The following is a 26,293-nucleotide window of genomic DNA, read 5'->3' on the forward strand; positions in this document are numbered from 1 at the left end:
AGGTCCGCGTGAGTGCTCCGTCCGCCGGCAGCCGGCTGTTCCGGCGCAAGCCGGTGTCGGCGATGGTCGAGGAGACCGGCGCCGAGCAGGCCGACGGCGGGGTGCTGGCCCGCCGGATGGGCGTCGGCCAGCTCATGGGGCTCGGCATCGGCGCCACGATCGGCACCGGGATCTTCTTCGTGCTGACCACCGCGGTCCCCGAGGCCGGCCCCGCGGTGGTCGTCTCGTTCGTGCTGGCCGCGGTCACCGCCGGCTTCACCGCGTTGTGCTACGCGGAGCTGGCCTCCACCATCCCGGTGGCCGGCTCCTCGTACTCGTACGCGTACGCGACGCTCGGCGAGGTCGTGGCCTACGCCGTCGGCTGGTGCCTGGTGCTCGAGTACGCGGTGAGCTCGGCGGCGGTGTCGGTGGGGTGGAGCGAGTACCTCAACGAGCTGCTCGACGACACGATCGGCGTCCGCATCCCCGACGCGCTCTCCTTCGCCCCGGGCGACGGCGGCCTGGTCAACCTCCCCGCGATCGTCCTGGTGACGCTGTGCGCGCTGCTGCTGGTGCGCGGCGCCAGCGAGTCGGCGCGGGCCAACGCGGTCATGGTCGTGCTGAAGATCGCCGTCCTGCTGTTCTTCGCCGTCATCGCCCTCACCGCCTTCGACGCCGGCAACCTGACGCCGTTCGCGCCGCTCGGCGCCGCCGGGGTGGGCGTCGCCGCGTCGTCGATCTTCTTCAGCTTCATCGGCCTCGACGCCGTCTCGACCGCCGGCGAGGAGGTGCGCGACCCCCGGCGGACGCTGCCGCGGGCGATCATCGGCTCGCTGGTCGTGGTGACCGTCGTGTACCTGCTGGTCGCCGTCGCCGCGGTGGGTGCGCAGGCCGCCGGGGTCTTCGAGGGCCAGGAGGCGGGCCTGGCCGTGATCCTCGAGGACGTGACCGGCTCGCGGTGGCCGGCGGTCGTGCTCTCCGCCGGGGCGGTCGTCTCCATCTTCTCGGTGACCCTCGTGACGATGTACGGGCAGACCCGCATCCTGTTCGCCATGAGCCGCGACGGGCTCATCCCGTCGCTGTTCGCCCGGGTCGACCGCCGCACGCTGACCCCGGTGCGCGGCACGGTCGCCGTCGCGGTGTTCGTGGGCGTGCTCGCCGGGTTCGTGCCGCTCGACGCCCTCGTCGACCTCACCAGCATGGGCACGCTCGTGGCCTTCGCCGTCGTGTCGGTCGGCGTGGTCGTGCTGCGGCGGCGCTCCCCCGACCTGCCCCGCGGGTTCCGGGTGCCGGGCTACCCGGTGGTGCCGGTGCTGTCGGTGGCGTTCTGCGCCTACCTGATCTGGGGCCTGTCGAACGAGACGTATCTCTTCTTCCTCCTCTGGCTGGCCCTGGCGGCGCTGGTGTACGTCACCTACGCGCGCACCCACTCGCGGCTGCGGGACCCGCGGTGACGCTCGTCGTCGGGCACCCCGCCGACCTCGAGGAGCGCGGCGACGCCCACCTGCTGCTGGCCGCGATGCTCGCCCGCACGGCCGGGGACGACGTCGTCGTCGCCACGGTCACCGCCCGCGGGTTCCCCGACCCGCGCGCGGACCGGGAGTACCGGACGTGGGTCGCCGAGGTCGCCCGGTCGCGCCAGGGCCGGGCGGCGCACGCGCTGCGGACGGCGGGGGTCGGCGAGGTGCGCACGGTCGCCGTCGAGGCGCCGTCGGTGCCCGCCGGGCTGGTCACCGTGGTGACGCAGGTAGGCGGCTCGCTGCTCGTGCTCGGCCGCGACGGCGCGGTGCCCGAGCACCTGCTGCGCTCCTCCCCCGTGCCGCTCGCGCTGGCCGCGCGCGCCGGCTCGCCGGGCGGGCGGGTGACCCGGGTGACCTGCACGTGGGCCGGCACCGACCGCTCGCGGGCGGCGCTGGCCTGGGCGACCCGCGCCGCCGCGGCGTGGGCCGTGCCGCTGCGGCTGGTCACCTTCGCCCCCGACCGCGACCCGCTGCTGCCGTCGGAGACGGGGCTGCACGTGGAGCGGGAGGTCAGCAGTGCGTGGGCGCGCCAGGCGCAGGCCGAGCTCGACGCCGTCGCCGCGCGGCTGCCCGGGACGACGGCGACGCGGGTCGCCCGGGGCTCGGGGTGGCCGGGCGCGGTGTCGGCGGCCGGCTGGTCCGACGGCGACCTGCTGGTGGTCGGCTCGTCGCGCCTCGGCCCGCTGGCCAGGGTGTTCCTCGGCTCGACCGCGACCCGGATCGTGCGGGCCGCGCCGGTGCCCGTGGTGGTCGTCCCGCGCGGCACGGAGGACACGCCCGGGCGGGGTTGACGCCCGCTGTGACGGCGCTCACAGTGGTGTCGGGCGGGGGAGCCGGCAATCGAGTGGCCTCCCACTGCTGGGAGGATCGACCAACGCGGCCAGACCGCCAGGACCGGCCCCCCGCCCCACTCTCCCGGCGCTGCGGCGCGGTCAGCCCCGCTCCGGGACGGCGGCCGCGTCGAGGCCCGGGACGGCGGCGTCGAGGGCGGCGAGCTCCGCGGTGAGCGCCTCGGCGAGCGCCCCGACGTGCGGCTCGTGCAGCACGCCGGTGTGGTCGCCGGCGACCCGCACGGTCACCGACGGGCCGGTCAGCCAGGGCCCCCAGGCCGCCCGCGCCTCCGCCGCCGCGTCGTCCCGGGCCACCACGACCAGCGTCCGCCCCGGCCAGGGGCGGCCGCGGTAGCGGCGGGCCACGGCCATGCCCTGCAGGTGGAAGCGCGAGTAGTTGCCGACCCGGTCGGGGACGATGCCCGCCGTGGCGATGGCGACCGCCAGCTTGAGCCGGCGCAGCGGCCCCCCGGCGAACGGCGAGGGGGTGAGGGCCGGGTCGGGCGGGAAGCTGTCCACGACCGCCAGGAGCTCGACGTCCTCGCCCTCGGCCCGCAGCCGGTGCGCCATCTCCAGCGCCACGAGCGCACCCAGCGAGTGCCCGGCCAGCCGGTAGGGCCCGTGCGACCGGACGTCGCGCAGGGTCCGCAGCGCCCGGGCCGCCATCTCCTCGACCGACCCGTCGGGGCGCCCGCCCCCCTCGAGCCCGTGCGCCTGCAGCGCGAGGACCGGCTGGTCGGCCGGCAGGCGTTGCGCCAGCGGCCGGAACCCGACGGCGACCGCGCCGGCCCCCGCCACGCAGAACAGCGGCGGGCGGTCCCCGTCGTCGCGCAGCCGCAGCAGCGTCGGGTGCACCGGCCTCCGGTGCCGGCGGACGGCCGCCGCGAACGCCTCGACGGTCGGCGCCTCGGCCAGCAGGGTGGTGGACAGGGTCACCCCGGAGACGTCGAGCTCGGAGGCGACGGCGGCCAGCAGCTCCTCGGCCGCCAGCGAGTCGCCGCCGAGGTCGAAGAAGTCACCGTCGCGGCCGACCTGCTCCAGTCCGAGGACCCGGGCGAACACCGCCGCCACCACCCGCTCCCAGTCGGTGCGCGGCGGGCACGCGCCCGGGTCGTGCGCCGCGGCCGGCGGCAACGCGGCCCGGTCGAGCTTGCCGCGCTCGGTCCGGGGCAGCGCCGGCAGCAGCACGACCTGCTCGGGGACCATGAACGCCGGGAGTTCCGCGCGCACCACGCGGCGGACCGAGGAGGCCTCGAGCCGCCCGCCGGCGGGGACGACGTAGGAGACCAGCCGCGCCCGGCCGGTGTCCTCGGCCACGACGCCGACCGTCACCGCCTCGCGGATCTCGGGCCGGGCGAACAGCAGGGCGTCCACCTCACCGGGCTCGACGAGGTGCCCGCGGATCTTCACGCTGTGGTCGGTGCGGCCCAGCAGCCGCACGGTCCCGTCGTCGGCGATGACGGCGGCGTCGCTGGTGAGGAACTCGCGGACGCCGTCGCCGAGGTCCCGGAACACCTCGGCGGTGGCCTCGGGCGCCCGCCAGTAGCCGTCGGTCAGCCACCGGGACCGCACCACCAGGCGGCCGGTGCCGGTGGCGGAGTCACGGCCGTGCTCGTCCCGGACCAGCAGCGCGACGCCGGCGACCGGCCGGCCCACCGGCGTCGCGCCCGGGGGCAACGGGTCCCCGGGACCGAGGACGTGCTCGCAGATCAGCCCGGTCTCGGTGGAGCCGTACCGGTTGCGGATCACGCAGGCGGGCCCCACCAGCCGCCGCACGGCCGCCAGCTCGGCCGCGTGCACCGTCTCGCCGGCCATCGTGAGCTGGGCCAGCCCCTCCAGCCGGGTGCCGGCCGGGCTGCTCGCCACGATCCCGCGCAGGATGGCCGGGCTGGCCACGAGCACGGTCGCGCCCACCGCCCGCAGCCACCCGGGCAGTTCCCGCACCGGCCGGGTGCGCGGGTCGAAGAGCTGCTGCGTCGCCCCGCTGACCAGCCCGGCGATCGTCAGCCCGAGGCCCGCGCTGAAGGCCATCGGGAGCAGGGCGGCGACGGTGTCGCCGGGGCCGTAGCAGCCGGTCGCGGTGGCGTTGGTGTACGCGTCGTGGAGGTACCAGGCCGACCCGGACGCGACGCCCTTGGGCCGGCCGGTGGAGCCGGAGGTGAAGGCGAGCGCGGTGGGCTGCCCCGGCAACGGCGGGACCACGCGCAGGTCGGCGCGCCGCCCGTCGAGGACGACGACGTCGCCGCAGACCTCCCGCGCCGCCGCCACGCGCGGCCCGTCCGCGACGCACAGGACCGCGCCGGCGGAGTCCACGTAGGAGCGCAGGCGGGCCGCGGGCGTGGTCGGGTCGAGCACCACGACCGGGGCTCCCGAGACCATGACCCCGACGATCGCGACCACGGCCTCCACGCCGTGGCCGCAGAGGACCCCGACGGGGTGGCGGTCGGGGTTCCGCCGGGCGAGGGCGTCGGACACCGCGGCCGCCTCGGCGAGCAGGCCGGCGTAGGTGAGCTGCCGCTGGGCGTCCCCCACCGCGACCGCCGCGGGCTGCGCGGCCGCGACCTCGAGCAGCCGGCCGACCACCGTCGTCGCGGATCCGTCGTCGGTCAACGGCGGCAGGGCGGGCATGGGGCACCTCTCCGGCTCCGGTCGACCCCGCAGGTCAGGGGCTCGGGGCACCGTAGGCGACCGGGGGGCAACAGGTATAGCGCCTCGGCCGTCCGCCGCCGATCCTCACCCGGTCGGGCGGCTGGCCCTGGACACACAGCGGCCCCGCACTCCGGGGAGTGCGGGGCCGCTGCGCTGTCTCAACCAGACGTGCACCCGAAGGGATTCGAACCCCTAACCTTCTGATCCGTAGTCAGATGCTCTATCCGTTGAGCTACGGGTGCGGAGTGTTCAGTTGTCGTGCGCGGAGGCTCCGGGATTTGAACCCGGGATGGGGATTAACCCAAACCGCATTAGCAGTGCGGCGCCATAGACCGGACTAGGCGAAGCCTCCCGGGGTCCGAGTTCCCCCGGTACCACCGAGAGGAGAGACTACCAGCGCCTCCGGGGCGACTCCCAGCCCGGGGGGTCCCCGGGCCGGGAGCGCAGGTCAGGCGGCCACCCGTTCCCGCGGCCGGGCCGGCGCGGCCCGGCCGGGCACCAGCGTGACGACGACGGCGGCCGCGGCGCCCGCGACGGCCAGGAGCAGGCTCCCCGTGACGCCGGAGGAGTCGATCAGCGCGCCGCCCAGGGCCGCGCCCAGCGCGGAGGCGCCGGTGGCCATGGTCGACAGCCAGGTGAACGCCTCCGTGGTGGCGTGCGCCGGGGCCAGTGAGCCCACCAGCGAGCTCTGCACGGTGAGCGTCGGCGCGATGGCCGTGCCGCCGAGGAACAGCAGGGCGCCCAGCACCCACGGGCTCGACGCCGCGACGAGCGGCGCCAGGCCGATCGTCACGCCGAGCAGCAGCCACCGGTACTGGCGCGGCAGCGAGGCGCTGACCACGCGGGCGCCGAACCACAGCCCGCCGGCCACCGAGCCGAGGGACCACAGCGCGAGCAACAGTCCGGACAGGCCCGGCGACCCGGACTCGTCGGCGAACGCCGGGATGGCGACCTCGAGCGCGCCGAACCCGAGCATCAGCGCCGAGCCGCTGAGCAGCACCCGCGGCATCCCGGGGGCGAGCACGGTCGCGAAGGGGCTGGTGCGCTCGGCGGCCGGCACGGGCACCCAGCGGCGCATGGCCCCGGACGTCGCGATGGCGAGGGCGCCGCAGACGGCGAGCGCGCCGGCGACGGCGAGCGCCCACGCCGGGCTCGCCAGCACGGCGAGCGCGGCGACGACCGTGGGACCGGCGACGAAGACCAGTTCCGTGGCGGTGGCGTCGAGGGCGTAGGCGGTGCCGCGGACGGCGGGGTCGACCCGCGACCACAGCGCCCGGACGGTGCCCGAGACCAGCGGCGTCGCGGCGCCGGCGGCGGCCGCGGCGGCGACGACGGCCGGCGTGGGCGCGCCGCCCAGGACGACGGCGACGAGCAGGACCAGCAGCAGCGGGTAGACGGCGGCCTGGGCCAGCAGGACCGGCCGCGGGGTGCGGCGGTCGGCCAGCCGGCCGAGGACGGGCGCCATCGCGGCCATCGCGAGGCCGTAGGTGGCCGACGCGAGGCCGGCGACGGCGTAGGACCCCGTCTGCTGCTGCACCATGAGCAGCAGCGCCAGCGGGACCATCGCCGAGGGCAACCGGCCGGCGAAGCCGGCGAGCAGCAGGACGGGGGCCGACGGCAGGCGCCAGACGGACAGGTACGAACGCACGGCAGAGCTCACTTCAGTACACGCGGAAACCGGAACAGTAGGCGGTCAAGTCACGTTGACCCCCTACGACAGTAGCAGGGCGGTAGGGAGTCACATGGACTACGACACCTACGGGTCGAACGCCGTCGAGCTGGCCATCCACCTGGCCAACGTCGAGCGCGACGGCGAGTGGGCCGCGGCGTTCCTGCGCGCCCACGACGAGTGGTTCACGCCACAGACGGCGCTGGACCTCTCCCCCGCCGAGTCGCGGCGCGCCGCGGCCACCGCCGACCTCGTCCGCGCGGTCGCCCTGGCGGGGTCGCAGGCGGAGGTCCTCGAGCGGCTCAACGAGCTGCTCGCGCTCGCCCGTCCGCACCCCTACGCCACCGACCACGACGGCGAGCTGCACCTGCACTACGCCCGCCCCGACGCCCCGGCGCTCGAGCAGCTGACGACGACCGTCGCCATGGGCCTGTCCCAGGTCGTCGTGCAGCACGGGTGGCAGCGGCTGGGCGTCTGCTCGGCCGAGGGCTGCGACGACGTCTACGTCGACACCTCCCGCAACGCCAGCCGGCGGTACTGCTCCAACACCTGCGCCAGCCGCTCCACCGTCGCGGCCTACCGGGCCCGCCGGAAGGCCTGAGCACCCTCCCGGACGGGCCCGTAACGTCCCGCCCGTGACCCCCCTGCGGCTCCGCTACTGGGACGCGCGGCTGCACGCCGCCGTCGGGGCCCTGCCGGAGTCCCCCGCCGACCGGTGGCTGCGCCGGCTCACCCGCAGCGCCGACCACGGGCGGCTGTGGTTCGCCGTCGCGCTGCTGCTGGCGCTGCGCCGGGGCCCCTCGCGCCGGGCGGCGCTGCGCGGCCTCGGCTCGCTGTCGGTGGCCAGTGCCGTCGTGAACACCGTCCTCAAGCGCGTCTTCGGCCGGGTGCGGCCGGACATGGCCAACCTGTCGGCCGGCCGCGCGCTGCCGCGGGCGCCGCACACCTTCTCCTTCCCGAGCGGCCACTCCGCCTCCGCCGGCGCCTTCGCCACCGGGGTGCTCCTGGAGAGCCCGCCGGCCGGTGCCCTCGTCGGCCCGCTGGCCCTCGCCGTCGGCTACTCGCGGGTGCACGTGGGCGTCCACTACCCCGGCGACGTCGTCTCCGGCCTGGCGATCGGAGCCGGCGTCGCGCTGGCCGGGCAGCGGCTCCGCCCTCCGCCGCCGGCGCCGCCCGCGGCGCCGGCGCCCGCGCTGCCCGGCGGGGCCGGCCTGGTCGTCGCGACGACGCCCGCCGCCGCGGCGGGGATCCGGCGGCTGCTGCCGGACGCCGAGGTGCTCGACCGCGGGCCGGACGTGCTCCGCGACGCCGCCCGCGGCGGCCGGGCCCGGGCGCTCGGCGTGGCCGGCGACGGGGACGCTGTCGCCGCGGCCGCGGCCGTCGCTGCGGAGCACGGGCTGCCGCTGGCCGTGTTCGGCGGCACGGGCCCCCTCGGCCGGACGCCGGAGGGGACCGCCGCCGCGGTCGCAGCGGGCTCCGCGGTGGCGGTCGACGTCGCGGAGGTCGACGTCGCCGAGGTCGACGTCGCCGAGGGGGACGGCGCGCTCGTCGCCGGCCCCGTGGTCGTCGGCCTGCGCCTCCCGCCGGGCCCCCGGGCCGCGGCGCGGGCGCTCCGGGAGGCGACGCCGGTGGGCGTGGTCGTCGACGGCCGGCCGGCGGAGGTGTGGGCCCTGTCCGTCGCCCCCGGGCGGTCGGGCGGCCCGCTCGACGTCCGGTGCGTGCGCGCCGACGTGCCGTTCGCCCGCCTCCGGGCGGTCCTCGCGCCCGGCGGCCGGCCGGTCCCCGCCGGCCGGGAGGTGCGGGTGCACCTGTGGTCGGGCCCGCGGCCGGTGCACCTCGACGGCCGCGCGCGGGAGGCGGCGACGTCGTTCGCCGTCCGGGCCCGGCCGCCACTGGTCGTCTACCGGCCGCGCTGACCACCGAGCGGGACGCGACGCCGGTCACTAGGTTCCGGAGCAGGGTGTCCCGGCGCGCCGCACGGGCATGAGGGGACACACGGTCAGCCCATCGACGGAAGAGGTCCCCATGTTGGTCCGCCGGATCGCCCGGCCCCTGCTCGCCGCGTCGTTCGTCTACGGCGGCGTCGACACCCTCCGGAACCCGCAGACGCGGGTCCCGGGCGCGCAGCCGGTCGTCGACACCATCACGAAGACCGCCGACGAGCAGCTCCCGGTCCAGGTCCCGCGCGACGTCGAGCAGTGGGTGAGGATCGACGCCGGCGTCAAGGTGGGCGCGGGCGCGCTGTTCGCCCTCGGCAAGCTCCCCCGCCTGAGCGCCCTCGCGCTGGCCGGCAGCATCGTCCCCACGACCCTCGCGGGGCACCGCTTCTGGGAGCACGAGGACCCGGAGGAGCGCTTCGGCCAGCTGTCGAACTTCCTCAAGAACGCCGGGCTCCTCGGCGGCCTGCTCATCGCCGCCGTCGACACCGAGGGCCGCCCGTCGGTGGGCTACCGGGCCAAGCGCGCCGCCAAGCGCGCCGGTGCCGCCACCGAGAAGAGCCTCGAGCAGGCCCAGAAGCGCGCCGCCAAGGCGGAGAAGAAGGCCCAGAAGCAGCTGAAGAAGGCCAGCTGAGCACGACCCTGACGCCCGCGGCCGCGCTCCGGAGGATCGCCTTCCTCCTGGAGCGCGCCCGCGAGCCCACGCACCGGGTGGCGGCGTTCCGCACCGCCGCCGCCGTCGTCGACGCGCTGCCCGAGGGCGAGCTCGAGCGGCGGATCGCCACCCGGACGCTGACCGACCTGCGCGGCATCGGCCCGAAGACCGGCGCCGCGATCGTGCAGGCGCACGCCGGTGAGGTGCCCGAGTACCTGGCCCGCCTCGAGGACGCGTACGCCGAGCTGGTCCCGCTCGCCGACGACGTCGCGGAGTTCCGCGCCGCCCTGCGCGGCGACCTGCACACGCACTCCGACTGGTCCGACGGCGGCAGCCCGATCCGGGAGATGGCCGAGGCGGCGATCGCCCTCGGCCATGAGTACATGGCGCTCACCGACCACTCGCCGCGCCTGACCGTCGCCAACGGCCTGACGGCGGAGCGCCTCGAGCGCCAGCTCGACGTCGTCGCCGCGCTCAACGAGGAGCTCAGCCCCTTCCGGCTCCTCACCGGCATCGAGTGCGACATCAACACCGACGGCAGCCTCGACCAGACCGACGAGCTGCTCGGCCGCCTCGACGTCGTCGTCGCGAGCGTGCACTCCGACCTGCGGGCCGAGTCGGCCGCGATGACCGAGCGCATGCTCGCCGCCGTCGAGAACCCGCACACCGACGTCCTCGGCCACTGCACCGGCCGGCTGCTGATCCCCCGCGAGCAGCGGGAGGGCCGGCGCCAGCGCCCACGCCCCGAGAGCGCCTTCGACGCCGAGGCGGTGTTCTCCGCCTGCGTCGAGCACGGCACCGCCGTCGAGATCAACTCCCGTCCCGAGCGGCTCGACCCGCCGCTGCGGCTGCTCTCGCTCGCCGTCGAGCTCGGCTGCTCGTTCGCCGTCGACACCGACGCACACGCCCCCGGCCAGCTCGACTGGCAGTCCAACGGCTGCGAGCGGGCCGTGGAGACCGGCGTCGATCCCGACCGGGTGGTCAACACGTGGACCGCCGACGAGCTGCTGGAGTGGACGGCCTCCTGACGCGCCGGACACCCGTTCGGTCACAGCGGGGAAACAGGGGTTGCGGCTACGGGCCGTTTCGGGTGTAGAACGACGACGCCGTTCCGTTGCGCCGCGCAACGGGCGTGGGTACCCGAGGGAGTGCTGGACACGGTGGCGCTGCGTCTGATCTACCGCTCCTACGGCGGCGACAACCGGAAGGGACGGCCGGACTACTTCGACAAGAAGGCGTGCCTCTGGTCGTTCCTCCGGGCCGCGGAGCAGGTCGCCGGGGACGTCGAGATCGTCTTCGTCAACAACGGCCCGATCGCCGAGGACCGCGTCGCCGTCATGCGCGAGCACGGCACGATCGTCGAGCTGCCCGGCGTCGGCGTGCACGAGTCCTACGCCGCGGCCCTCGACCTCGCCCTCGACGGGCGCTGGCCCGACACCGACGTCGTGTGGTTCAGCGAGGACGACTTCCTCTACCGGCCCGAGGCGTTCGCGGCGCTCGAGCAGGCCGCCGCGGCCCTGCCGGAGGCCGACTACCTGGGCCTGTACGGCAGCAGCCCCGACGCGCCGCACACCCAGCCCGACCCGTCGCTGCACCACCCGCGCACCTGGACGAGCCTCCCGCCGTGGCGGGTGGGCGACCACGAGTGGATCCGCTTCTACAGCACCACCGCCACCTTCGGCGCCCGCATCGGGTCGCTGCGCGCCGACCGCGGCATCTTCCGCTGGTGCACGGTGCCGCACCGGAACATGTTCCGCGACCACGACACCTGCCTCGTGTACCAGGGCTTCGAGCCGTACTCCTACCGGCGGCTGGCGCGCGACCTCGTGGGCGGGGCGCCGGGCACGCCCCGGGAGCGGCTGCGGGATGCCTTCATGGCCCCGTTCCTCTTCGCGACCAACCTCCGTTCGCACCGGCGCGCGGGCAACCGCCGGCTCCTGGTCGGCCCCTCGCCCAACCTGGCCACCCACGTCGAGACCGGCTACGTGGCCTCCGGCACCGACTGGGCCGAGGTGGCCCGTGGCGCCCGGCTGTGGGGAGGACAGACCGCCGACGTCCCTGCCTGACCATCCCGGCGGGCGATGGCAACCCGCCGTTGCTCCCTGGCATGATCCGGGCGCATGACGACGTCCCGGGAACCCTTCCGTCCGTCGAGCGGTTCTCCGGGGGTGACGCGTCCGCACGTCCTCGTCGACGGCTTCTTCCTGGGCAAGCCCTACGGCTTCGGCCGGTTCGCCGGTGAGCTGGTCCGCGCGCTGTCCCTGCACGCGCCCGACGTCGACGTCTCCGTGGCGGTCCCCGAGGACACCGCGTGGGTACCGGAGAGCGCGCCGGAGCACGTGACGCTGCACCGGCTGCCGCCGCGCAACCTCATCGTGTGGGAGCAGGTCGCCGTCCCGGCGCTGGCCCGGCGGCTGGGCTGCCACGTCATCCACTTCCCGTACAACACCCGGGCGCTGCACACCCGCGGCCTGCCGTCCGTCACCACCGTGCACGACCTGGTGTTCCTCGAGCCGGACGCGGCGGCGGGGCTCACCCCGAAGGAGCGCGTCTCCTTCGGCTACGCCCGCTGGGCGTTCAAGTACGCGACGCTGCGGTCGGAGGCACTGGTCAGCGTCAGCGAGACCACCGCGCGGCTGCTCGACGAGCGCGGCGTGCCCTCCTCCGTCGTCTACAACACCGTCGACGGGTTCGCCGCCGCGCTCCCCGAGCGCCCGGCCGGCAGCACCGGGCGGCGCTACGTGCTGCACCGCGGCGGCACGGCCGCCCACCGCAACACCGGGCGGGTCATCGAGGCCTTCCGGCAGGTCCGCCAGGAGCACCCCGACGTCGACCTGAAGGTCATCGGCGTGCCCGACGGCGCCGCGGTCTGGGACGTCGCCCCCGACGAGGGCATCACCTTCCTCCCGCGCCAGACCGACGCCGAGCTCGCCGCGCTCTACGCCGACAGCGCCTGCGTGCTCGCCACCAGCCTCGAGGAGGGCTTCGGCCTGCCGATCATCGAGGGCTTCGTGTTCGGCGCGCCGGTCGTCACCTCCGACCGCGACCCGATGCGCGAGGTCGCCGGGGGCGCCGCCCGGCTGGTCGACCCCACGGAGGCCGACGAGATCGCCGACGCGCTGGGCGGGGTGCTCGCCGACCCGTCGCTGGCCGCGACGCTGCGCGCGCGGGGCGCCGAGCGCTACCGCGACTTCACGGCCGAGCAGGTCGCCGGCCGCATGCGCGAGGTCTACCGCGAGGTCGCCGCGGCGCCCTGAGCGAACCCGCTGCGGACGGCGTCGGCGATGCGGCCGACGTAGTCCTGCACGCGGTGGACCTCCTCGACCACGACCCGCCCGCGGGCGCCGATGGCGGCCGCCTCCTCGGGGTGGTCGATCACCCAGCGCAGGACCGAGTGCAGCTCGTCGGCGTCGCCGACCGGGAAGTACAGGCCGGTCTGCCCCTGCGCCGACGGGGACCCGAATCGCCCCGCATAGGTGGCCGACGTCGCCCGCAGCGGACCGCGCCGCAGCACCCGCCGCCGGTCGGCGACCACGTCGCCGGCGCCCTCCGACCGGGCCGCCACGACCGGCTTGCCCATGGCCATCGCCTCGAGCACCGACGTCGTCCCGGCGGGGAAGTCGGTCTCCACGACCGGGGCGACGACGGCGAGCGCGCCCGCGTAGGCGTCGCGCAGCTCGGCCAGGGACGGCGACTCGACGCGCACCCAGTCCGGCTGCGGCGTCCCGCTCATCTGGTCGGCGCTCTTGCTCCACGGGCTCGCCGCCGCGATGAGCAGGTCGACGCCGAGGCCCTCGGCCGCGCGGACCAGCGTGGCGTAGTCGCGGTGCTGCAACCCGGCGGCCATGACGTACGGGCGGGTCCCCTCCGGCGCGGTGGCGCGGTCGGGGTGCCAGTAGTCGGTGTCGATGCCGTAGGGCAGCACCTCGACCTTCTCCCGCGGCAGGCCGAGTGCGTGCAGCCGCTCGGCCTGCACGGTGCCCAGCGGCAGGAGGCGGTGGATGTGGGTGTGCACCTTGGCCAGCCGCCAGGCCGCCCACTTCTGCCGCTTCGCGGGGTACTGCCCGACCGCGACGACGGGGATGCGGCGGCGGGTGAGCTTGAGCAGCAGGCCGATGATGATGGCCTCGTTCTCGGAGTTGCTGACGAACGCCGTCGCCGAGTCCCGCCGGCGGAAGGCGGTGACCGACAGGGCCGCGTAGGTGCCCGCGACGCGGCGGACGAGCCGGGCGAGCCGACTCGCCTCCACGTCGGCCAGGTCGAGGATGCGCGCGCCCAGCTCGTCACGGAGCAGCACGTAGTCGACGGCCCGCTGCGCCGGGGCGCCGTCGGGCCGGGCGGCCGCCGCCCCGGCGGTGTGGCCCCGGACGATCAGCACGGGACGTGCGTCGTCCGCTCCCCGACCGGCCATCCCCGTCCTCCGCTCCCTCGCCCCCGTCTGCGGCGCCGACCCTACGGTCGCCGCGCCCGCACCGGGCGATCGAGACGTGTCAGTTCTCCCGTCCGGGCGACACGGCCACGGCCGCGTCGCCCGGGCCGGCACCGGCGTCCGGGGCCGCGGCGACCGCCGTGTCCCCCGCCGTGTCCCCCGCGGCGTCCGGCCGGTGCACCAGCCGCCACATGGCGCGGAACGACAGCGGCATGACGAGCCAGTACGCGGCCATGAAGCCCCACGCCGCGCCGACCGCCCCGCCGAGCAGCAGCCCGCCGACACCGAGGACGACCAGCAGCACGGCCACGGTGGCGTTGATGCCGAAGACGGCGCGGGTGGCGCCCATCGACAGCAGGACGCAGGTGGCGCCGATGGCGAAGAGGTTGGCGATCTGGCCGATGACCGTGGGCCACAGCACCGACTCCACGCCGGGCCACGAGTCGCCGAGCAGCGCGACGCCGGCGGTGTCGGGCAGCACCAGGGCGACGACGCCCCACACCAGCCCGACCGCGGCCATCACGGTGCCGATGGCGAGGGCGAGCTGGACCTTGCGCCGCGCGGGCAGTCCGCGGCGGCGGGCGAGTTCCGGCACGCAGAAGGAGAAGGCGCTCATCGCCACCAGCGACACCGGGCCGACGAGCACCGCGGCCCCGCGCAGGGCGCCGACCGCGCTCAGGCTCCCGAGGACGCCGACCAGCAGCAGCGCGCCCTGCATGGCGCCCTGGACGAGCATCGACTCGAAGAGCAGGAAGCGGGTCATGTCCCAGTGGGCGCGCAGCCACGAGGCGGTGCGCGACACCTGCGGCCAGGCCCGGCCGCGGAGGGCGCCGAACACCGCCGCGCACGCCGAGGCACCGCCCCACACCGCCAGGTACAGGACGGTGTGCTCGACGCCGGCCCACCACAGCGCCGCGACCCCGGCGAGCTGCAGGACCACCCACGCGCCGTCGATGAGGGCGGCCTGGTCCTGGCGGCCCTGCGCGGCGAACGCCGCCCGCCACGAGTCGTGCAGCAGGAGGGCGGGCAGCAGCAACCCGACGGTCACCAGGGCCGGGCCCACCGTGTCGCCGAGGACGAGCCCGAGGACGACGACGGCCGCACCGGCGGCAGCACCCAGTGTGAGCGCCGTGCCGGTGGACGAGCCGGTCGCGCGGCGGAAGGCCGCGGCGTCCTCGCCGGCGAACCGGATGGCCAGCGGCTGCCCGGTCAGGCTGCGCGAGAGCAGGACGGCGACGGAGAAGACGCTGAACGCGACGGTGAAGGCGCCGAAGTCGTGCGCGTCCACCGCCCGGGCCACGACCAGGGACAACGCCAGGTTGCTGAAGCTCGAGAGGGCCTGGTCGACGACGCCCCAGCCCGCACGACGGGCCAGCCGGACGACCGTTCCACGCCGGCCCCCGGCCACGGACACCGCGCTCACGGACGACACGGTAACGGCTGGTCCCGTTCCCCCGACCCGATCGGGTGATCCTGCCCCACGAGACCGTGACGACGCTCGCACGCCTACTTCTGGAAACGGAACTGCACTACCGTCGGATGCTCGCCCATGACTGCCCGCTTGTCCGAGGGGAGATCCCCTCGCGGGCACCGACTGTGGAGGCTCTGCTGACTGCGACCGGAACGCCCCCTGCCCTCGGCATGTCCTCTGCCGACGAACCAGAGCGCGGACCCCAGTATCCCGCATCCTCCGGCCCGGCACCGTCCAAGCGCCCCGGGATGCGGCCGCGGACCCGCCAGGCCGTGGTCATCACCACGCTCGCCACGCTCCTCGGGGCGGCCGCGGCCGGTGCCGGCGCCTCGCTGACCGACCCGGTCTACAGCAGCGAGTCCCACCTGCTGTGGTCGCCCGGCGCCCTGGAGTACCTCGGCGACGACAACCCGGTGACCGACCCCAACGCCCTCGACCGGCAGGTCGTCGACCAGGCGGAGGTCATCGAGTCCGACCCGGTCATCAGCAGCGCGGCCTCCACCCTGGGCGTCGACGAGGACGACCTCCGCGAGGTGGTCAGCGTCGAGATCCAGGAGGGCACCAGCCGGATCGTGATCACCGGCAGCGGCGCCGACGCCGAGGAGGCGCGGGCGACGACGGAGACCGTCACCACGGCCTACACCGACTACGTGCGGGTCTCCGGGGCCGACGCGCTGCGCCAGCAGGCCGACCTGCTGCAGAGCTCGATCGACCGGCTCACCGGTGAGCTGAACGCGGCCAACGGCGAGCTGGACGCGGTCAACCGCGAGCTGGCCGGCCTGAACGTCAACTCCCCGGCCTACGCCATCACCCAGGGCCGCGCCGACCGCGCCGCCGCCCGCAGCGCCGACGCGCAGACCCGGCTGGCCGACCTGATCGGCCAGCAGGAGAGCCTGCGGGCCGCCGCTGATGCCTTCACCGGCCAGGCCTTCCTCATGCGGCAGGCCACCACGCCGGAGGCGCCGTCGTCGCTGCCGCTGACCACGACGGTGGTGCTCGGGGCGGGCCTCGGGCTCGCCATCGGGCTCTGCATCGTGTTCTTCCTCCTCGGCCGGAGGCGGAACCCGCGGGCGCGCGACTAGATGACGTCCACGGTGCGCGCGTCCCGGAGCCCGGGGCGCTCGGTGCGCGACACGGCCCCCTGCACGATCGCGCTGCTGGTGCTCTCGATCCTCCTCCAGCGGCTCGGGGTGCCGGTCACGGAGGAACAGGCCCCGGTCATGGTGCCGGTGGTCCTGTTCCTCCTCGCCGTCGGCCTGCGCACCGGTGAGTTCCGCTTCTCCCTCGGCAACCTGCGGCTCCTCGCGGTCGTCTGGGGCGCAGCGGCGGTCTGCACGCTCGCCCAGGTGGTCCTGGGCGGCATGCCCTCGCTGTTCTCCCTCGCCCTGATCGTCGTGCTGTACGTGGTGGCCGCCGTCGCCGCCGACATCACGCCGGCGGCCGTGGCCCGCGTCGAGAAGGTGTTCCTCGGCCTGATGACGTTCTTCGCGGTCGTCTCGATCGGCCAGCTCGCGTCGCAGTACGCCGGCATCCCCTACGAGGACCGCATGCTGTGGTTCGTCCCCGAGGGCCTGCTGCTGGTCGACTACAACACCGCCGACCCCATCGCCTACGGCGAGGCGATCTACCGGTCCAACGGCATCGTGTTCCTCGAGCCGTCGTTCCTCAGCCTCTTCCTCGGTGCCGCGGCAGCGCTGGCGCTGTGGCGGCGCGCGCACTGGCTGGTGATCACCGTCCTGCTCGTCGGGATGGTGCCGCCGCTGGCCGGCAGCGGCTTCGTCGTGCTGATCCCGGCGGTCGTGGTGCTGGCCTTCACCCGCAGCCGCCGCCGCAACCTGCTGGCGATCGTGCCCGCGCTGGCCGTGGCGGCCGTGGTCGCGTTCCTGACGCCGCTGGGCGAGCGCTACCTCGACCGCTCGACCGAGGCCGGCGAGTCCAACACCAGCTCCAGCATCCGGCTGATCCAGCCCTACTACGAGCTGCTGCCGCCCTCGATCGAGGACCCGGTCAGCGCGGCGGTGGGGCACGGCGCCGGCACGGCCAACGACCACCTCGAGGCCGAGGGGCTCACCGCGGTCACGCAGCCGATCATCCCGAAGGTGGCCTTCGAGTACGGGCTGCTCGGCGTCGTGGGCATCCTCGGCGCCCTGCTCCTGATGCTCGGCCGCGGGGTGCGCGACCGGCCGTGGACGCTCGGCCTGCTCGTCCTGTACGTCTACGTGAACGCCTCGTTCCTCCAGCACACCCAGGTGTTCATCACGCTCTTCTTCATCTGCCTCATGCCGGCCGTCGCGCGCCCGGCACCGCCCGGGAACCCGGACGAGCGGCGGGCGGACGACCTGGTCGGCGCGGGGACGGAGGGCTCCCGGTGAGTGCAGGACGTCGCCTGGCGACGCTGGACGGGCTGCGCGGGATCGCGGTGCTGCTGGTGGTGGGCGACCACACCATCGGCGCCTTCACCGACGAGGAGGCGGGCGTCCCGCGCCTGCTGTCGGCCGTCTCGAGCGGCGCCGTCGGCGTGACGCTGTTCTTCGTCCTCAGCGGCTACCTGATCACCGGCATCCTCACCCGCGAGCGGGCGCGCACCGGCCGGGTCGACTTCGGCGCGTTCTACCTGCGCCGGACGCTGCGGATCCTCCCCGCGTTCTACGTCTTCCTCACCGTGGTGGCGCTGCTCGCCGTCGCCGGGGCGGTCGACGTCAGCGGCGCGCAACTGCTCTCGGCCGGCCTGTTCGTCTGGGACTACTCCCCCGCGGCCGACGGCTGGTGGCTCGGCCACACGTGGTCGCTGGCCATCGAGGAGCAGTTCTACCTGCTGTGGCCGCTGGCGCTGGCGTTCCTGCGCCCGCAGCGCGCGGTGTGGATCGCCGTCGCCTACCTGGTGGCCGCGCCCGCCATCCGCCTCGGCAACTACGTGCTGGTCGAGAGCGCCCGCGATGACGTCTGGATGATGTTCCACGCGCGCGCCGACGCTCTGCTGCTCGGCTGCCTGCTGGCCCTGCTGCCCACCGCCTACCCGGCCGCCTGGGCGCGCCTGCGGAGCCTGGCGGGGGCCCGCGCGACCGTGCCGCTGGCCCTGGTGGCGATCGTCGGCTCCTCGCTGCTGTCCAAGCGCTTCGGCGGCTACTGGGAGCTCCCCTTCGGCCTGACGGTGGTCACCCTCGGCGGCGGCGTGCTGCTGCTCGTGGCGGTGACGCGGGAGACGCCGAGCGTCTTCACGCGGGTGCTGCGCTGGCGCGTGCTGACCGCGGTCGGGCTGATCTCCTACAGCCTGTACCTGTGGCAGCAGCTGTTCCTGGCACCCGAGGACATCGCGCTGCCGGTCGTCGGCACGACGCCGCTGGCGGTCCCGGCCGCGTTCGCCGCGGCGACGCTGAGCTACCTGCTCGTCGAGCGGCCGTTCCTGCGGCTCAAGGACCGGCTCAGCGGGTCCTCGGCGATCCCGCCGGGCGCCACCGCGGGCACGAGCGCCCCGGACGCGGTCCCGGCCGACGCCGTGCCCGCCGACCGTGCGCCGGCCGTGCCGGCAACAGCGGACGGCGCCCCGCCGGCCGTCGACGGGAGCACCTCCCCCGTTCGCTGAACCGGGCGACCCGGGGGTGCAACCCCCTGTTGCATCGTGGCATGGTGGCGGTGTGGCAGGCGACGCGCAGACCTCGGTGTGGCACCTCGTCCGTGAGGACCTCCGCACCCACCGGCACAACCCCGCGGCCACCGGCATGCAGGCGCTGGTGGTGCACCGGCTCAGCCGGGCGGCCCACACGAGCAGGTCGCCACTGGCGCGCGCGGCCCGGCCGCTGTGCCGCCTGGCGTGGATGCTGGTGAAGGGGCTCTACAACGTCGAGCTGCCGCACACCGCGCGCATCGGCCGCCGGCTGCGGCTGCCGCACCCGCACTCGGTGGTGGTCGTCGACGGCGCCGTCGTCGGCGACGACTGCCTGATGCGGCACAACGTCACCCTCGGCGCCGGCACCCGGGACGGCGGGGCGCCGGTGATCGGCGACCGCGTGGAGTTCGGCCCCGGCGCCATGGTGATCGGCGGCGTGACGGTGGGCGACGACGTGCTGGTCGGACCGGGCGCCCTGGTCATGCAGGACGTCCCGGCCGGGAGCCGCGTGCTCGCCCCGCTGGCGACCGTCCGGCCCGCCCGCGCGCGGCGGGAGGGCGACCGGGTGCGCCGGGCGAGCTGAGGCTCACCAGAGGTCGCGGTAGGCCTCCGCGGCCTCGGGCATCAGGACGTCGTCGCCGTAGACGTAGAACTGGTGGTCGTAGCCGTCGACGTTGAAGAGGATCTCGTAGAGCAGCTCACCCGGGCCGTCGCCGGAGTGCTCGGCGAAGAAGTCGTGCATGCCCCGCATGAAGGCGGGCGAGTCGCCCCACTCGGCGTTGTTCGACCACTCGGAGACCGCCATGGGCAGGCCGACGGACTCGGCGAACTGCCGGTGCGCCTCGAGGCCCTTGGGCGCACCCCACTGGTCGACGTCGTCCATGCTCTCGGCCCACTCCTCGGCGGTACCGACGAAGGGCCACTGGTTGTAGTAGTCGACGCTGAACACGTCGACGTACTCGGCGCCGGGGAAGGTCTCGCGCCAGTCGATGCCGCTGTTGACCGACTCGCGGTTGACGTTGAAGACCAGCTGCGACTCGGGGAAGACCTCCTGCTGGAGGGCCCGGAAGCGCTGCCAGGCGGCGCGGAAGTCGGCAGCCTCGGTGGCGTCGACCGACCACTGGTACCAGTTGCCGTTGCTCTCGTGGGCGAACCGGATGTAGACGGTGCCGCGGTCGCCGCGGATCTCGCGGAGGTTGGTCAGCGACTGCCGCCAGCGGTCGTCGTAGGCGCCCTGCGCGGCGGCGGCCCAGGACTCGCCCTCGCCGATCGCGCCGATCGCGACGTCCATCGGGCCCTCGTAGTCCTCCCACTCGGACCCCTCGTCGAGGCCCCAGAGGTACACCATCGCCTCGTTCGTGTCCGACCACTGGCCGACGATCGTCACGGGGCTGCCCCGCCACTCGGCGAAGTCCCCGGTGGCCACGCCGGTGCCCGCGGCCCCCGACAGCCAGGTGGGCGCGGCGGACCCGCTCGGGTCGGAGCTGCCGGTCCCCCCGCCCCCGTCGTCGTCGCCGGCGTTCAGCACGATGACCCCGACGAGCACCAGGAGGGCGACGACGGCGGCCGCGACCCCGGCGAGGTACGCGCGGGAGTGGCCCCGGCGGGGCGTGGGCAGCTGCTCCACGTCGTCGAGGACGGACGCGTGCGCGCCGTCCCGGTCGGTCGGTGCCGCCACGTGGACCCTCCGTCACAGTCGCCGACCGCAGCCGGACCTGGGAGGCCCCGACCCACTGCACCGTGCCGTCCGGGCCCCACCGGTGCGTCGGCGACGCACCGCGGCCCCCGGGCCTTCCGTCACTCTACGTCGCCACCGCGGAGCGGCGCCACCAACGCAGCGCCGCTCCTCGGTGACGGACGGTCACCAGAGGCGCTGGTAGGCGGCCGCGGACTGGGCCAGCCGGACGGTGCCGTTGCCGAACAGCCAGAACTTGAGGTCGTAGCCGTCGACGTTGAACAGGACCTCGTAGAGCAGGTCCCCGGCGCCGGTGCCGGCGTGGGTGCGGAAGAAGTCGTACATGCCCTGCATGAAGGCCGCGGTGTCGGTGAAGTCCGCGTTGCCCGACCACTCCGAGATGGCCAGCGGGAGGCCCTGGGACTCGGCGAACCGGCGGTGCATCTCCAGACCCTTGGGCGCTCCCCACTGGTCGACGTCGTCCATGCTCGCCGCCCACTCAGCGGCGGTGGAGACGGCCGGCCACTGGTTGTAGTAGTCGACGCTCATGACGTCGACCTGGCCCTGACCCGGGAACATCTGCCGCCAGTCGACACCGGCGCCCACCGACTCGCGGTTGACGTTGAAGACCAGCCGCGACTCGGGGAAGACCTGCTGCTGCAGTGCACGGAACCGCTGCCACGCCTGGCGGAAGGCGGTCACCTCGGACGCGTCGACCGACCAGGGGTACCAGTTGCCGTTCATCTCGTGGGCGAACCGGATGTAGACGGTGCCGCGGTCGCCGCGCTTGGCCTCGAGGTTGGTGAGCGACTGCCGCCACCGGGCGTCGTAGGCACCCTGCGCGGCCGCGGCCCACGTCTCGCCGGGGCCGATGGCGCCGATGGCGATGTCGACGGGGCCGTCGAAGTCGCGCCACTCGTCGAGCGTCCAGAGGCCGACCTGGTCGTTGTTGTTGTCGGCCCAGGTGCCCGCGATCTCCAGCGGGCGGCCGCGCCAGTTGCCGAAGCTGCCGTTCACCGTGCCGTAGCCGGAGGCGCCGGAGAACCAGCCGGCGGCCGGGACCGCTCCGGGCTGCGAGAGCACCGGCGGCGGCGCCGCCTCGGCCGGGGCGAGGCCCGCGGCGGAAGCGGCCACCTGCTCCTCGGCCGCGGGGGCCTCGGTGTCGGCCTCGGCCACGGGGGCCTCCTCCTCCATCGGCGCGGGCTCGGGCGCCGGGGTGGGGGCGGGCGGCGGGGGGACCTCGGCCGGCGTCGTCGGGACCGGGGCGGGCGTCGTCACGGGCGGCACGGCGGCCGGCTGCGGGGACGTCGTCGCGGCGGTCGGGGCCTGCGCGGCGGGGGCGCCCGCGGCGGGCAGGCAGCCGGCCAGCGAGGCGATGACGGCGGTGGCAGAGAGGACGGCGACCGTGGTGCGGCGCAGCGGGGAGGCGGCGCGGCGGCGGGCGTGGGAAGACACGGGGCTCCAGCGTCGAGTGGGGACTACTCGGCGTGAGTAGCCAAATCACATCAGTGACGTTTTCAGGTTGACACATGCGGAGCGCGTTGACCAGAACACTCTGAGTACTCGTTCACCGAGTGCCACACACGTCACATCGAGGGAGGTGCGGCCGCGCGGCCCCCCGAGACGCCCGCCGGTCTGGTTGGGTCGGTCCGATCGAGTCCCGATTCCTGGAGGTCCTCCGCAGTGCGCAGCGTCGTCGTGGCCAAGTTCGTCCCCTGGCCGCCCAACAGCGGGGACAAGCGGCGGACGCTGGGGCTGGTCCGGGCGCTCCGCCGCCACGGCGAGGTCACGCTGTGCGCTTTCGAGACGCCCGACGACGACGCCGCTCCCCTGCGCGCCGAGGGCATCGACGTACGCAGCGTCCCGCTGCAGCGCTCGGTCCGCGGGCTGCTCGACGGCCTGCGGGTCGGGCAGTCGATCACCGCCGCCCGCTTCTGGGACCGCCGGCTGGCCGCCACCGTCCGCGAGGCGGTCGCCGAGGGCACCGACGTGACGCTGGTCGGGCACGTCCAGTTCATGCCCTACGCGCCGTCCGGGCGCCGCGGCACGTACGTCGTGGACATGCAGAACATCGAGTCCTCGCTGGCCGGGCGCATCGCCGCCTCCGCGACGGGCGTCAAGAAGGTCGCCTGGGCCGCCGAGGCGTGGGCGCTGCGCCGCCTGGAGAGCCGCACGAGGCGCGCCGACGTCGTCTCCGTGGTCAGCGACCTCGACCGCGACACCCTGGCCGGCATCGTCGACCACCCGCGGGTCCTCGTCGTGCCCAACGCCTGGGACGAGCCCGACCCGCTGCCGCCGGCGCAGGACCCGGTGGTGAGCTTCGTGGCGCTGCTGTCGTGGGGCCCGAACGTCGAGGCCGCCGCGTGGTTCGCCCGCGAGGTGTGGCCGCGCGTGGTGGAGGCCGTGCCCGGCGCCCGTCTGCAGCTGGTCGGCCGCAACCCCGCACCCGCCGTGCAGGCGCTGGCCGGCCCGTCGGTCGAGGTCACCGGCACCGTGCCCGACCTCGCGCCCTGGTACCAGCGCACCCGCGTCGCGCTGGCCCCCCTACTGACCGGCGGCGGCTCCCGCATGAAGATCCTCGAGGCGCTGGCCACGGGGCGCCCGGTCGTCGCGACGGCGATCGGCGCGGAGGGCCTCGAGGACCTCGTCGGCCGCGGCGTCGTCGTCGCCGACGAGCCCGCCGCGATGGCGCAGGAGATCGTCGCGCTGCTCGGCGACCCCGACCGGGCCACCGAGCTCGGGCTGGCCGGGGCGCGCGCCGTCGGCGAGGACCACTCCTGGACCGCCGCCGTCCGCCCGCTGCTGGCGCAGCTGGAGACCCCCGGCACCGTCTGAACGCGCAGCGGGGGCCGCCTGACGTCGTCAGGCGGCCCCCGCTGTCGTTCCCGGTCGCGTCAGGCGGGCGAGGCCGCCAGGGACGCCGCCGCGGCGCTGCCGAAGAACATCTCGTCCTGCTCGGCGCGCAGCCGGTCGACGAGCCGGCCCTGGGGCAGCTCGACGTCGGCGTAGCCGATGACCTCGTCCTTGGCGACGTCGCGCAGCAGCCGGCAGCCCTCGGCCAGGCCCACGGGCAGCAGCCGGTCGGCGTGCGTGACGTCGGCCCGCTCGGCCTCCCCGTAGTAGTGGTAGCCGCCCGGCCGGTCGAGCACGGTGCCGGCCGCGAGGTCGGTCTTGGCGACCGTCACGACGTCGACCTGCGGCGCCCCCGCGGGCCGGATCGTCGCGTCGCCGAGCAGCGCCACCCGCGCCACCGTGGTCGGCACCTCGAAGTGGCACAGGTGGTACGGCGTGTAGAAGCTGTACAGCGGCCCGGTGCCGAGCTTGTAGAGCTCGAGATAGTGCCGCTGCTTGGGGTCGTCGTGGGTGCCCATGACGTACACGCCCGGGCCGGGCTTGGCGCCCACCACGTAGTCGACGACTCCGCCGAGGGCCTGCAGCTCCTCGACGTCGTAGCGCTGCGCGAGCTCGTCGACGTGACCGGTGTGGTCCATGGCGTAGAGGCCCCGCTTGGGCACGGTCAGGCCGAAGGCGTTGGCCACCAGCGCCTGCTCGACGCTGACCTTGGTGCCGTCGGCGAAGCTCGTGACCATCCACGGGTCCTGGCCCCAGCGCTTGGCGAACCCCTCCTGGGTGGTGGGGTTGCGGTAGGGGTCCTGCAGGCCCTTGATGTTGCCGGCCACGAGCGGGCGCAGGCCGATCTGGCGGACGAACCGGATCAGGTTGGCCTGGACGCCGGGCTGGTCGCCGTCGGCCCCGGAGTAGACGACGCCGGCCGCGTCGGCCTTCGTCACCAGCAGCGGGCCGAGCGTGGCGTCCACCTCGGCGTTGAGCAGCACCAGGTGCTTGCCGCCCGTGATGGCGGCCAGCGCCAGCTCCGCGCCGAAGTCGACCGCGCCGGTGGCGTCCACGACGACGTCGACGGCATCGCTGCCGGTGACCAGCGCGATGTCGTCGGTGACCGCGACGTCGCCGGCGGCGGCGATGCGGGCGACGTCGGCGACCGACTCGGCCGCGGCCGGCGTGGCGCCGGCCTCGGTGACGATGGCGTGCGCCTTGGCCGGCGTCCGGTTGCAGACGACGGTCAGCTGCACGCCCGGGGTGCTGTTGACGACCTGGTTGACCAGGCCCTTGGCCATGAACCCGGCGCCGACCAGGCCCATGCGGACCGGGCGGCCCTCGGCCTGCCGCTGCAGCAGCAGCGTGTCGACGGCCCCGCCGACGACGGGGTTCACGCGGGCACCCCGGCGCGGAAGCGCTCGGCGTTGGCGTCGGCGTCGAAGGCCGGCCAGGCGGCGTCCTTGTCGCTGACCACGGCGACCTCGCGCGGCCAGGTGATGCCGAACGCGGGGTCGTCGTAGCGGTAGCCGACCTCGGCGCCCGGCGCGTACGGGACGCTGACCATGTAGAGCACCTCGGTGTCGTCGGTCAGCGTCTGGTAGCCGTGCGCGAGGTGCGGCGGCAGGTAGAGGCCCAGCCGGTTCTCGGCGGTGAGCTCCACCTGCACGTGCTGCATGTAGGTGGGCGAGTCCGGCCGCACGTCGACGGCGACGTCGACGATGGCGCCGCGGGTGCACCGGATGAACTTCGACTCCGGGTGGCCGGGCAGCGACAGGTGCATCCCGCGCAGCGTGCCCGCGCGGTGGTTCCACGAGACGTTGCACTGGGCGACCTCGGAGCGCATGCCGTGCGCCTCGAACTCCGCCGTGTCGAACGAGCGGGCGAAGGCGCCGCGCTCGTCGGTGAACGGCGTCATCTCGACGAGGTGGACGCCGTCCACCCCGAGGGGCGTGTACTTCACAGGGCGGCCTTCCAGAACAGCTGCGGGTCGACCTGCTCGGTCCGCATGAGGTACTCGATCTGCTTGAGCCGGGTGTGGCCGCGGCCGGTGAAGGTCGCGTCGTCCATGTCGATCGACTTGAAGATCGCGTGCAGCTGGGCGGCGCCGGCCTTGGCGTCCCAGTCGGTGTCGTAGCCGGGCAGCACCTGGCGGATCCGGTCGAAGGCGACGCGGTAGCTGCGGTTGTCGGCGCTCGGGTCGCCGAAGGTGAGCTCGCAGCCGGGGAACTCCGCGGCGACGATCTCGGCGATGTCGCGGACGCGGTAGTTGTTGCCCTCGCTGCCCACGTTGAAGATCTCGCCGTGCACCCGCTCGCGGGGGCTCTCCAGCGTCATGCGGATGGCCTTGGCGATGTCGAGCGCGTGCACCAGGGGCCGCCACGGCGAGCCGTCGCTGGTCATGGCGATCTTGCCCGTCGTCCAGGCGAGGCCCGACAGGTTGTTGAGCACGATGTCGAAGCGCATCCGCGGGCTGGCGCCGAAGGCGGTGGCGTTGCGCAGGAACGTCGGCGAGAAGTCGTCCGTGGCCAGAGCCGAGACGTCCTTCTCCACCAGCGCCTTGCAGCGGGCGTAGGAGGTCTGCGGGGAGACCGGGCTGCTCTCGTCGACGGTGCCCTCGGCGACGCCGTACACGCTGCAGGAGCTCATGTAGACGAACCGCGGGACGCCGGCGGCCTTCGCCACCTGGGCCAGGTGCACCGACCCGTGGTGGTTGATGTCGTAGGTGACGTCGCCGATCAGGTCGCCGATCGGGTCGTTGGACAGCTCGGCCATGTGCACGATCGCCTCGACGCCCTCGAGGTGCTCGGGGCCGAGCTTGCGGATGTCGAGCGCCAGCGTCTCGGGGACGTGCTCGAGGCCCGGGTAGAGCCAGCCGTTCTTGTAGTAGCCGGTGTCGACGCCGATGACGTCGTGCCCGGCCCGCATGAGCTCCTGCGCGGTCAGGCAGCCGAGGTAGCCCTCGGTCCCGGTGACCAGTACTCGCACGTCGTTCCCCGATCTCGTTGCCGTGTGCTGTCCGGTCCGCGTCCGGGAC

22 protein-coding genes and 2 tRNA genes are annotated in these 26,293 nt (G+C 75.0%); 13 read left to right on the forward strand and 11 right to left on the reverse strand.

The annotated features are described in order from the left end of the window. Positions 1–8: 8 nt before the first annotated feature. On the forward strand, positions 9–1,433 hold the full coding sequence (locus WA616_RS13235) for an amino acid permease (RefSeq protein WP_336030423.1): 1,425 nt from the start codon (positions 9–11) through the stop codon (positions 1,431–1,433). Next, positions 1,430–2,290, forward strand: a complete 861-nt coding sequence (locus tag WA616_RS13240) for a universal stress protein (protein ID WP_336030426.1) — start codon at positions 1,430–1,432, stop codon at positions 2,288–2,290. The genes WA616_RS13235 and WA616_RS13240 overlap by 4 nt, the downstream gene beginning before the upstream one ends. 141 nt (positions 2,291–2,431) lie before the next feature. Here WA616_RS13240 and WA616_RS13245 read toward each other — a convergent pair whose 3' ends face one another. The 4 genes from WA616_RS13245 to WA616_RS13260 form a co-directional block, all read right to left on the reverse strand. Further along, a complete protein-coding gene (locus WA616_RS13245; RefSeq protein WP_336030428.1) occupies positions 2,432–4,957 on the reverse strand; it encodes an AMP-binding protein in 2,526 nt (841 codons plus the stop codon). Between the two features lie 190 nt (positions 4,958–5,147). Further along, positions 5,148–5,220: transfer RNA gene (locus tag WA616_RS13250), tRNA-Arg, on the reverse strand. A 21-nt stretch (positions 5,221–5,241) separates the two neighbouring features. Then, positions 5,242–5,330 (reverse strand) — tRNA-Ser (locus WA616_RS13255). Between the two features lie 96 nt (positions 5,331–5,426). Beyond that, positions 5,427–6,626 carry an MFS transporter gene (locus WA616_RS13260; protein ID WP_336030430.1) on the reverse strand — a complete coding sequence of 400 codons (1,200 nt, stop codon included), beginning with the start codon at positions 6,624–6,626 and terminating at the stop codon, positions 5,427–5,429. A 94-nt stretch (positions 6,627–6,720) separates the two neighbouring features. On the opposite strand from WA616_RS13260, the gene WA616_RS13265 reads away from it, so the two are divergent. From WA616_RS13265 to WA616_RS13290, 6 genes are all read left to right on the forward strand, one after another. Beyond that, on the forward strand, positions 6,721–7,248 hold the full coding sequence (locus WA616_RS13265) for a CGNR zinc finger domain-containing protein (protein WP_336030432.1): 528 nt from the start codon (positions 6,721–6,723) through the stop codon (positions 7,246–7,248). A 34-nt stretch (positions 7,249–7,282) separates the two neighbouring features. Then, positions 7,283–8,563, forward strand: coding sequence for a phosphatase PAP2 family protein (locus tag WA616_RS13270; RefSeq protein WP_336030435.1), 1,281 nt, complete (start codon positions 7,283–7,285; stop codon positions 8,561–8,563). Positions 8,564–8,672: 109 nt separating this feature from the next. Beyond that, positions 8,673–9,218 (forward strand): DoxX family protein, encoded by a 546-nt coding sequence (locus WA616_RS13275; protein ID WP_336030437.1) that lies wholly within the window; start codon positions 8,673–8,675, stop codon positions 9,216–9,218. Positions 9,219–9,226: 8 nt separating this feature from the next. Continuing rightward, positions 9,227–10,267, forward strand: a complete 1,041-nt coding sequence (locus tag WA616_RS13280) for a PHP domain-containing protein (RefSeq protein ID WP_336030498.1) — start codon at positions 9,227–9,229, stop codon at positions 10,265–10,267. Positions 10,268–10,399: 132 nt separating this feature from the next. Further along, the gene (locus tag WA616_RS13285) at positions 10,400–11,305 is read left to right on the forward strand and encodes a hypothetical protein (protein ID WP_336030439.1); all 906 of its coding nucleotides are present in this window, start codon (positions 10,400–10,402) and stop codon (positions 11,303–11,305) included. 102 nt (positions 11,306–11,407) lie between these two features. Continuing rightward, positions 11,408–12,496, forward strand: coding sequence for a glycosyltransferase family 4 protein (locus WA616_RS13290; protein WP_336030440.1), 1,089 nt, complete (start codon positions 11,408–11,410; stop codon positions 12,494–12,496). Here WA616_RS13290 and WA616_RS13295 read toward each other — a convergent pair. Together WA616_RS13295 and WA616_RS13300 are read right to left on the reverse strand one after the other, a co-directional pair. Beyond that, positions 12,469–13,617, reverse strand: a complete 1,149-nt coding sequence (locus WA616_RS13295; RefSeq protein ID WP_336030442.1) for a glycosyltransferase family 4 protein — start codon at positions 13,615–13,617, stop codon at positions 12,469–12,471. The two genes, WA616_RS13290 and WA616_RS13295, sit on opposite strands and share 28 nt — an antisense overlap. Before the next feature lie 112 nt (positions 13,618–13,729). Further along, positions 13,730–15,091 carry a hypothetical protein gene (locus WA616_RS13300; protein WP_336030444.1) on the reverse strand — a complete coding sequence of 454 codons (1,362 nt, stop codon included), beginning with the start codon at positions 15,089–15,091 and terminating at the stop codon, positions 13,730–13,732. A gap of 296 nt (positions 15,092–15,387) precedes the next feature. Between WA616_RS13300 and WA616_RS13305 the strand changes: the two genes are divergently transcribed. From WA616_RS13305 to WA616_RS13320, 4 genes are read left to right on the forward strand one after another with little or no spacing between them, the layout of a single operon-like run. Next, positions 15,388–16,221 carry a hypothetical protein gene (locus WA616_RS13305; RefSeq protein WP_336030446.1) on the forward strand — a complete coding sequence of 278 codons (834 nt, stop codon included), beginning with the start codon at positions 15,388–15,390 and terminating at the stop codon, positions 16,219–16,221. 42 nt (positions 16,222–16,263) lie between these two features. Continuing rightward, complete coding sequence (locus tag WA616_RS13310; protein WP_336030449.1) at positions 16,264–17,511, forward strand: hypothetical protein; 1,248 nt, start codon at positions 16,264–16,266, stop codon at positions 17,509–17,511. Then, complete coding sequence (locus tag WA616_RS13315; RefSeq protein WP_336030451.1) at positions 17,508–18,722, forward strand: acyltransferase family protein; 1,215 nt, start codon at positions 17,508–17,510, stop codon at positions 18,720–18,722. The genes WA616_RS13310 and WA616_RS13315 overlap by 4 nt, the downstream gene beginning before the upstream one ends. A gap of 52 nt (positions 18,723–18,774) precedes the next feature. Then, a complete protein-coding gene (locus tag WA616_RS13320) occupies positions 18,775–19,329 on the forward strand; it encodes a hypothetical protein (protein ID WP_336030453.1) in 555 nt (184 codons plus the stop codon). Between the two features lie 3 nt (positions 19,330–19,332). Here the strand turns inward: WA616_RS13320 and WA616_RS13325 are convergent, their stop codons facing one another. Both WA616_RS13325 and WA616_RS13330 read right to left on the reverse strand, forming a co-directional pair. Further along, complete coding sequence (locus tag WA616_RS13325; protein WP_336030455.1) at positions 19,333–20,424, reverse strand: glycosyl hydrolase; 1,092 nt, start codon at positions 20,422–20,424, stop codon at positions 19,333–19,335. Between the two features lie 183 nt (positions 20,425–20,607). Next, on the reverse strand, positions 20,608–21,876 hold the full coding sequence (locus WA616_RS13330) for a glycosyl hydrolase (RefSeq protein ID WP_336030457.1): 1,269 nt from the start codon (positions 21,874–21,876) through the stop codon (positions 20,608–20,610). Positions 21,877–22,104: 228 nt separating this feature from the next. On the opposite strand from WA616_RS13330, the gene WA616_RS13335 reads away from it, so the two are divergent. Continuing rightward, the gene (locus WA616_RS13335; RefSeq protein ID WP_336030459.1) at positions 22,105–23,256 is read left to right on the forward strand and encodes a glycosyltransferase; all 1,152 of its coding nucleotides are present in this window, start codon (positions 22,105–22,107) and stop codon (positions 23,254–23,256) included. Positions 23,257–23,315: 59 nt separating this feature from the next. Here WA616_RS13335 and WA616_RS13340 read toward each other — a convergent pair whose 3' ends face one another. The 3 genes from WA616_RS13340 to WA616_RS13350 are packed head-to-tail and all read right to left on the reverse strand — an operon-like array spanning position 23,316 to position 26,244. Continuing rightward, on the reverse strand, positions 23,316–24,653 hold the full coding sequence (locus tag WA616_RS13340) for an NAD(P)H-dependent oxidoreductase (RefSeq protein WP_336030461.1): 1,338 nt from the start codon (positions 24,651–24,653) through the stop codon (positions 23,316–23,318). Then, on the reverse strand, positions 24,650–25,219 hold the full coding sequence (locus tag WA616_RS13345) for a dTDP-4-dehydrorhamnose 3,5-epimerase family protein (protein WP_336030463.1): 570 nt from the start codon (positions 25,217–25,219) through the stop codon (positions 24,650–24,652). Before WA616_RS13345 ends, WA616_RS13340 begins: the two co-directional genes overlap by 4 nt. Continuing rightward, positions 25,216–26,244 (reverse strand): NAD-dependent epimerase/dehydratase family protein, encoded by a 1,029-nt coding sequence (locus WA616_RS13350; RefSeq protein WP_336030464.1) that lies wholly within the window; start codon positions 26,242–26,244, stop codon positions 25,216–25,218. Before WA616_RS13350 ends, WA616_RS13345 begins: the two co-directional genes overlap by 4 nt. Positions 26,245–26,293: the final 49 nt, after the last annotated feature.

Source organism: Geodermatophilus sp. FMUSA9-8 (genome assembly GCF_037034165.1).
Lineage (GTDB): Bacteria > Actinomycetota > Actinomycetes > Mycobacteriales > Geodermatophilaceae > Geodermatophilus > Geodermatophilus nigrescens.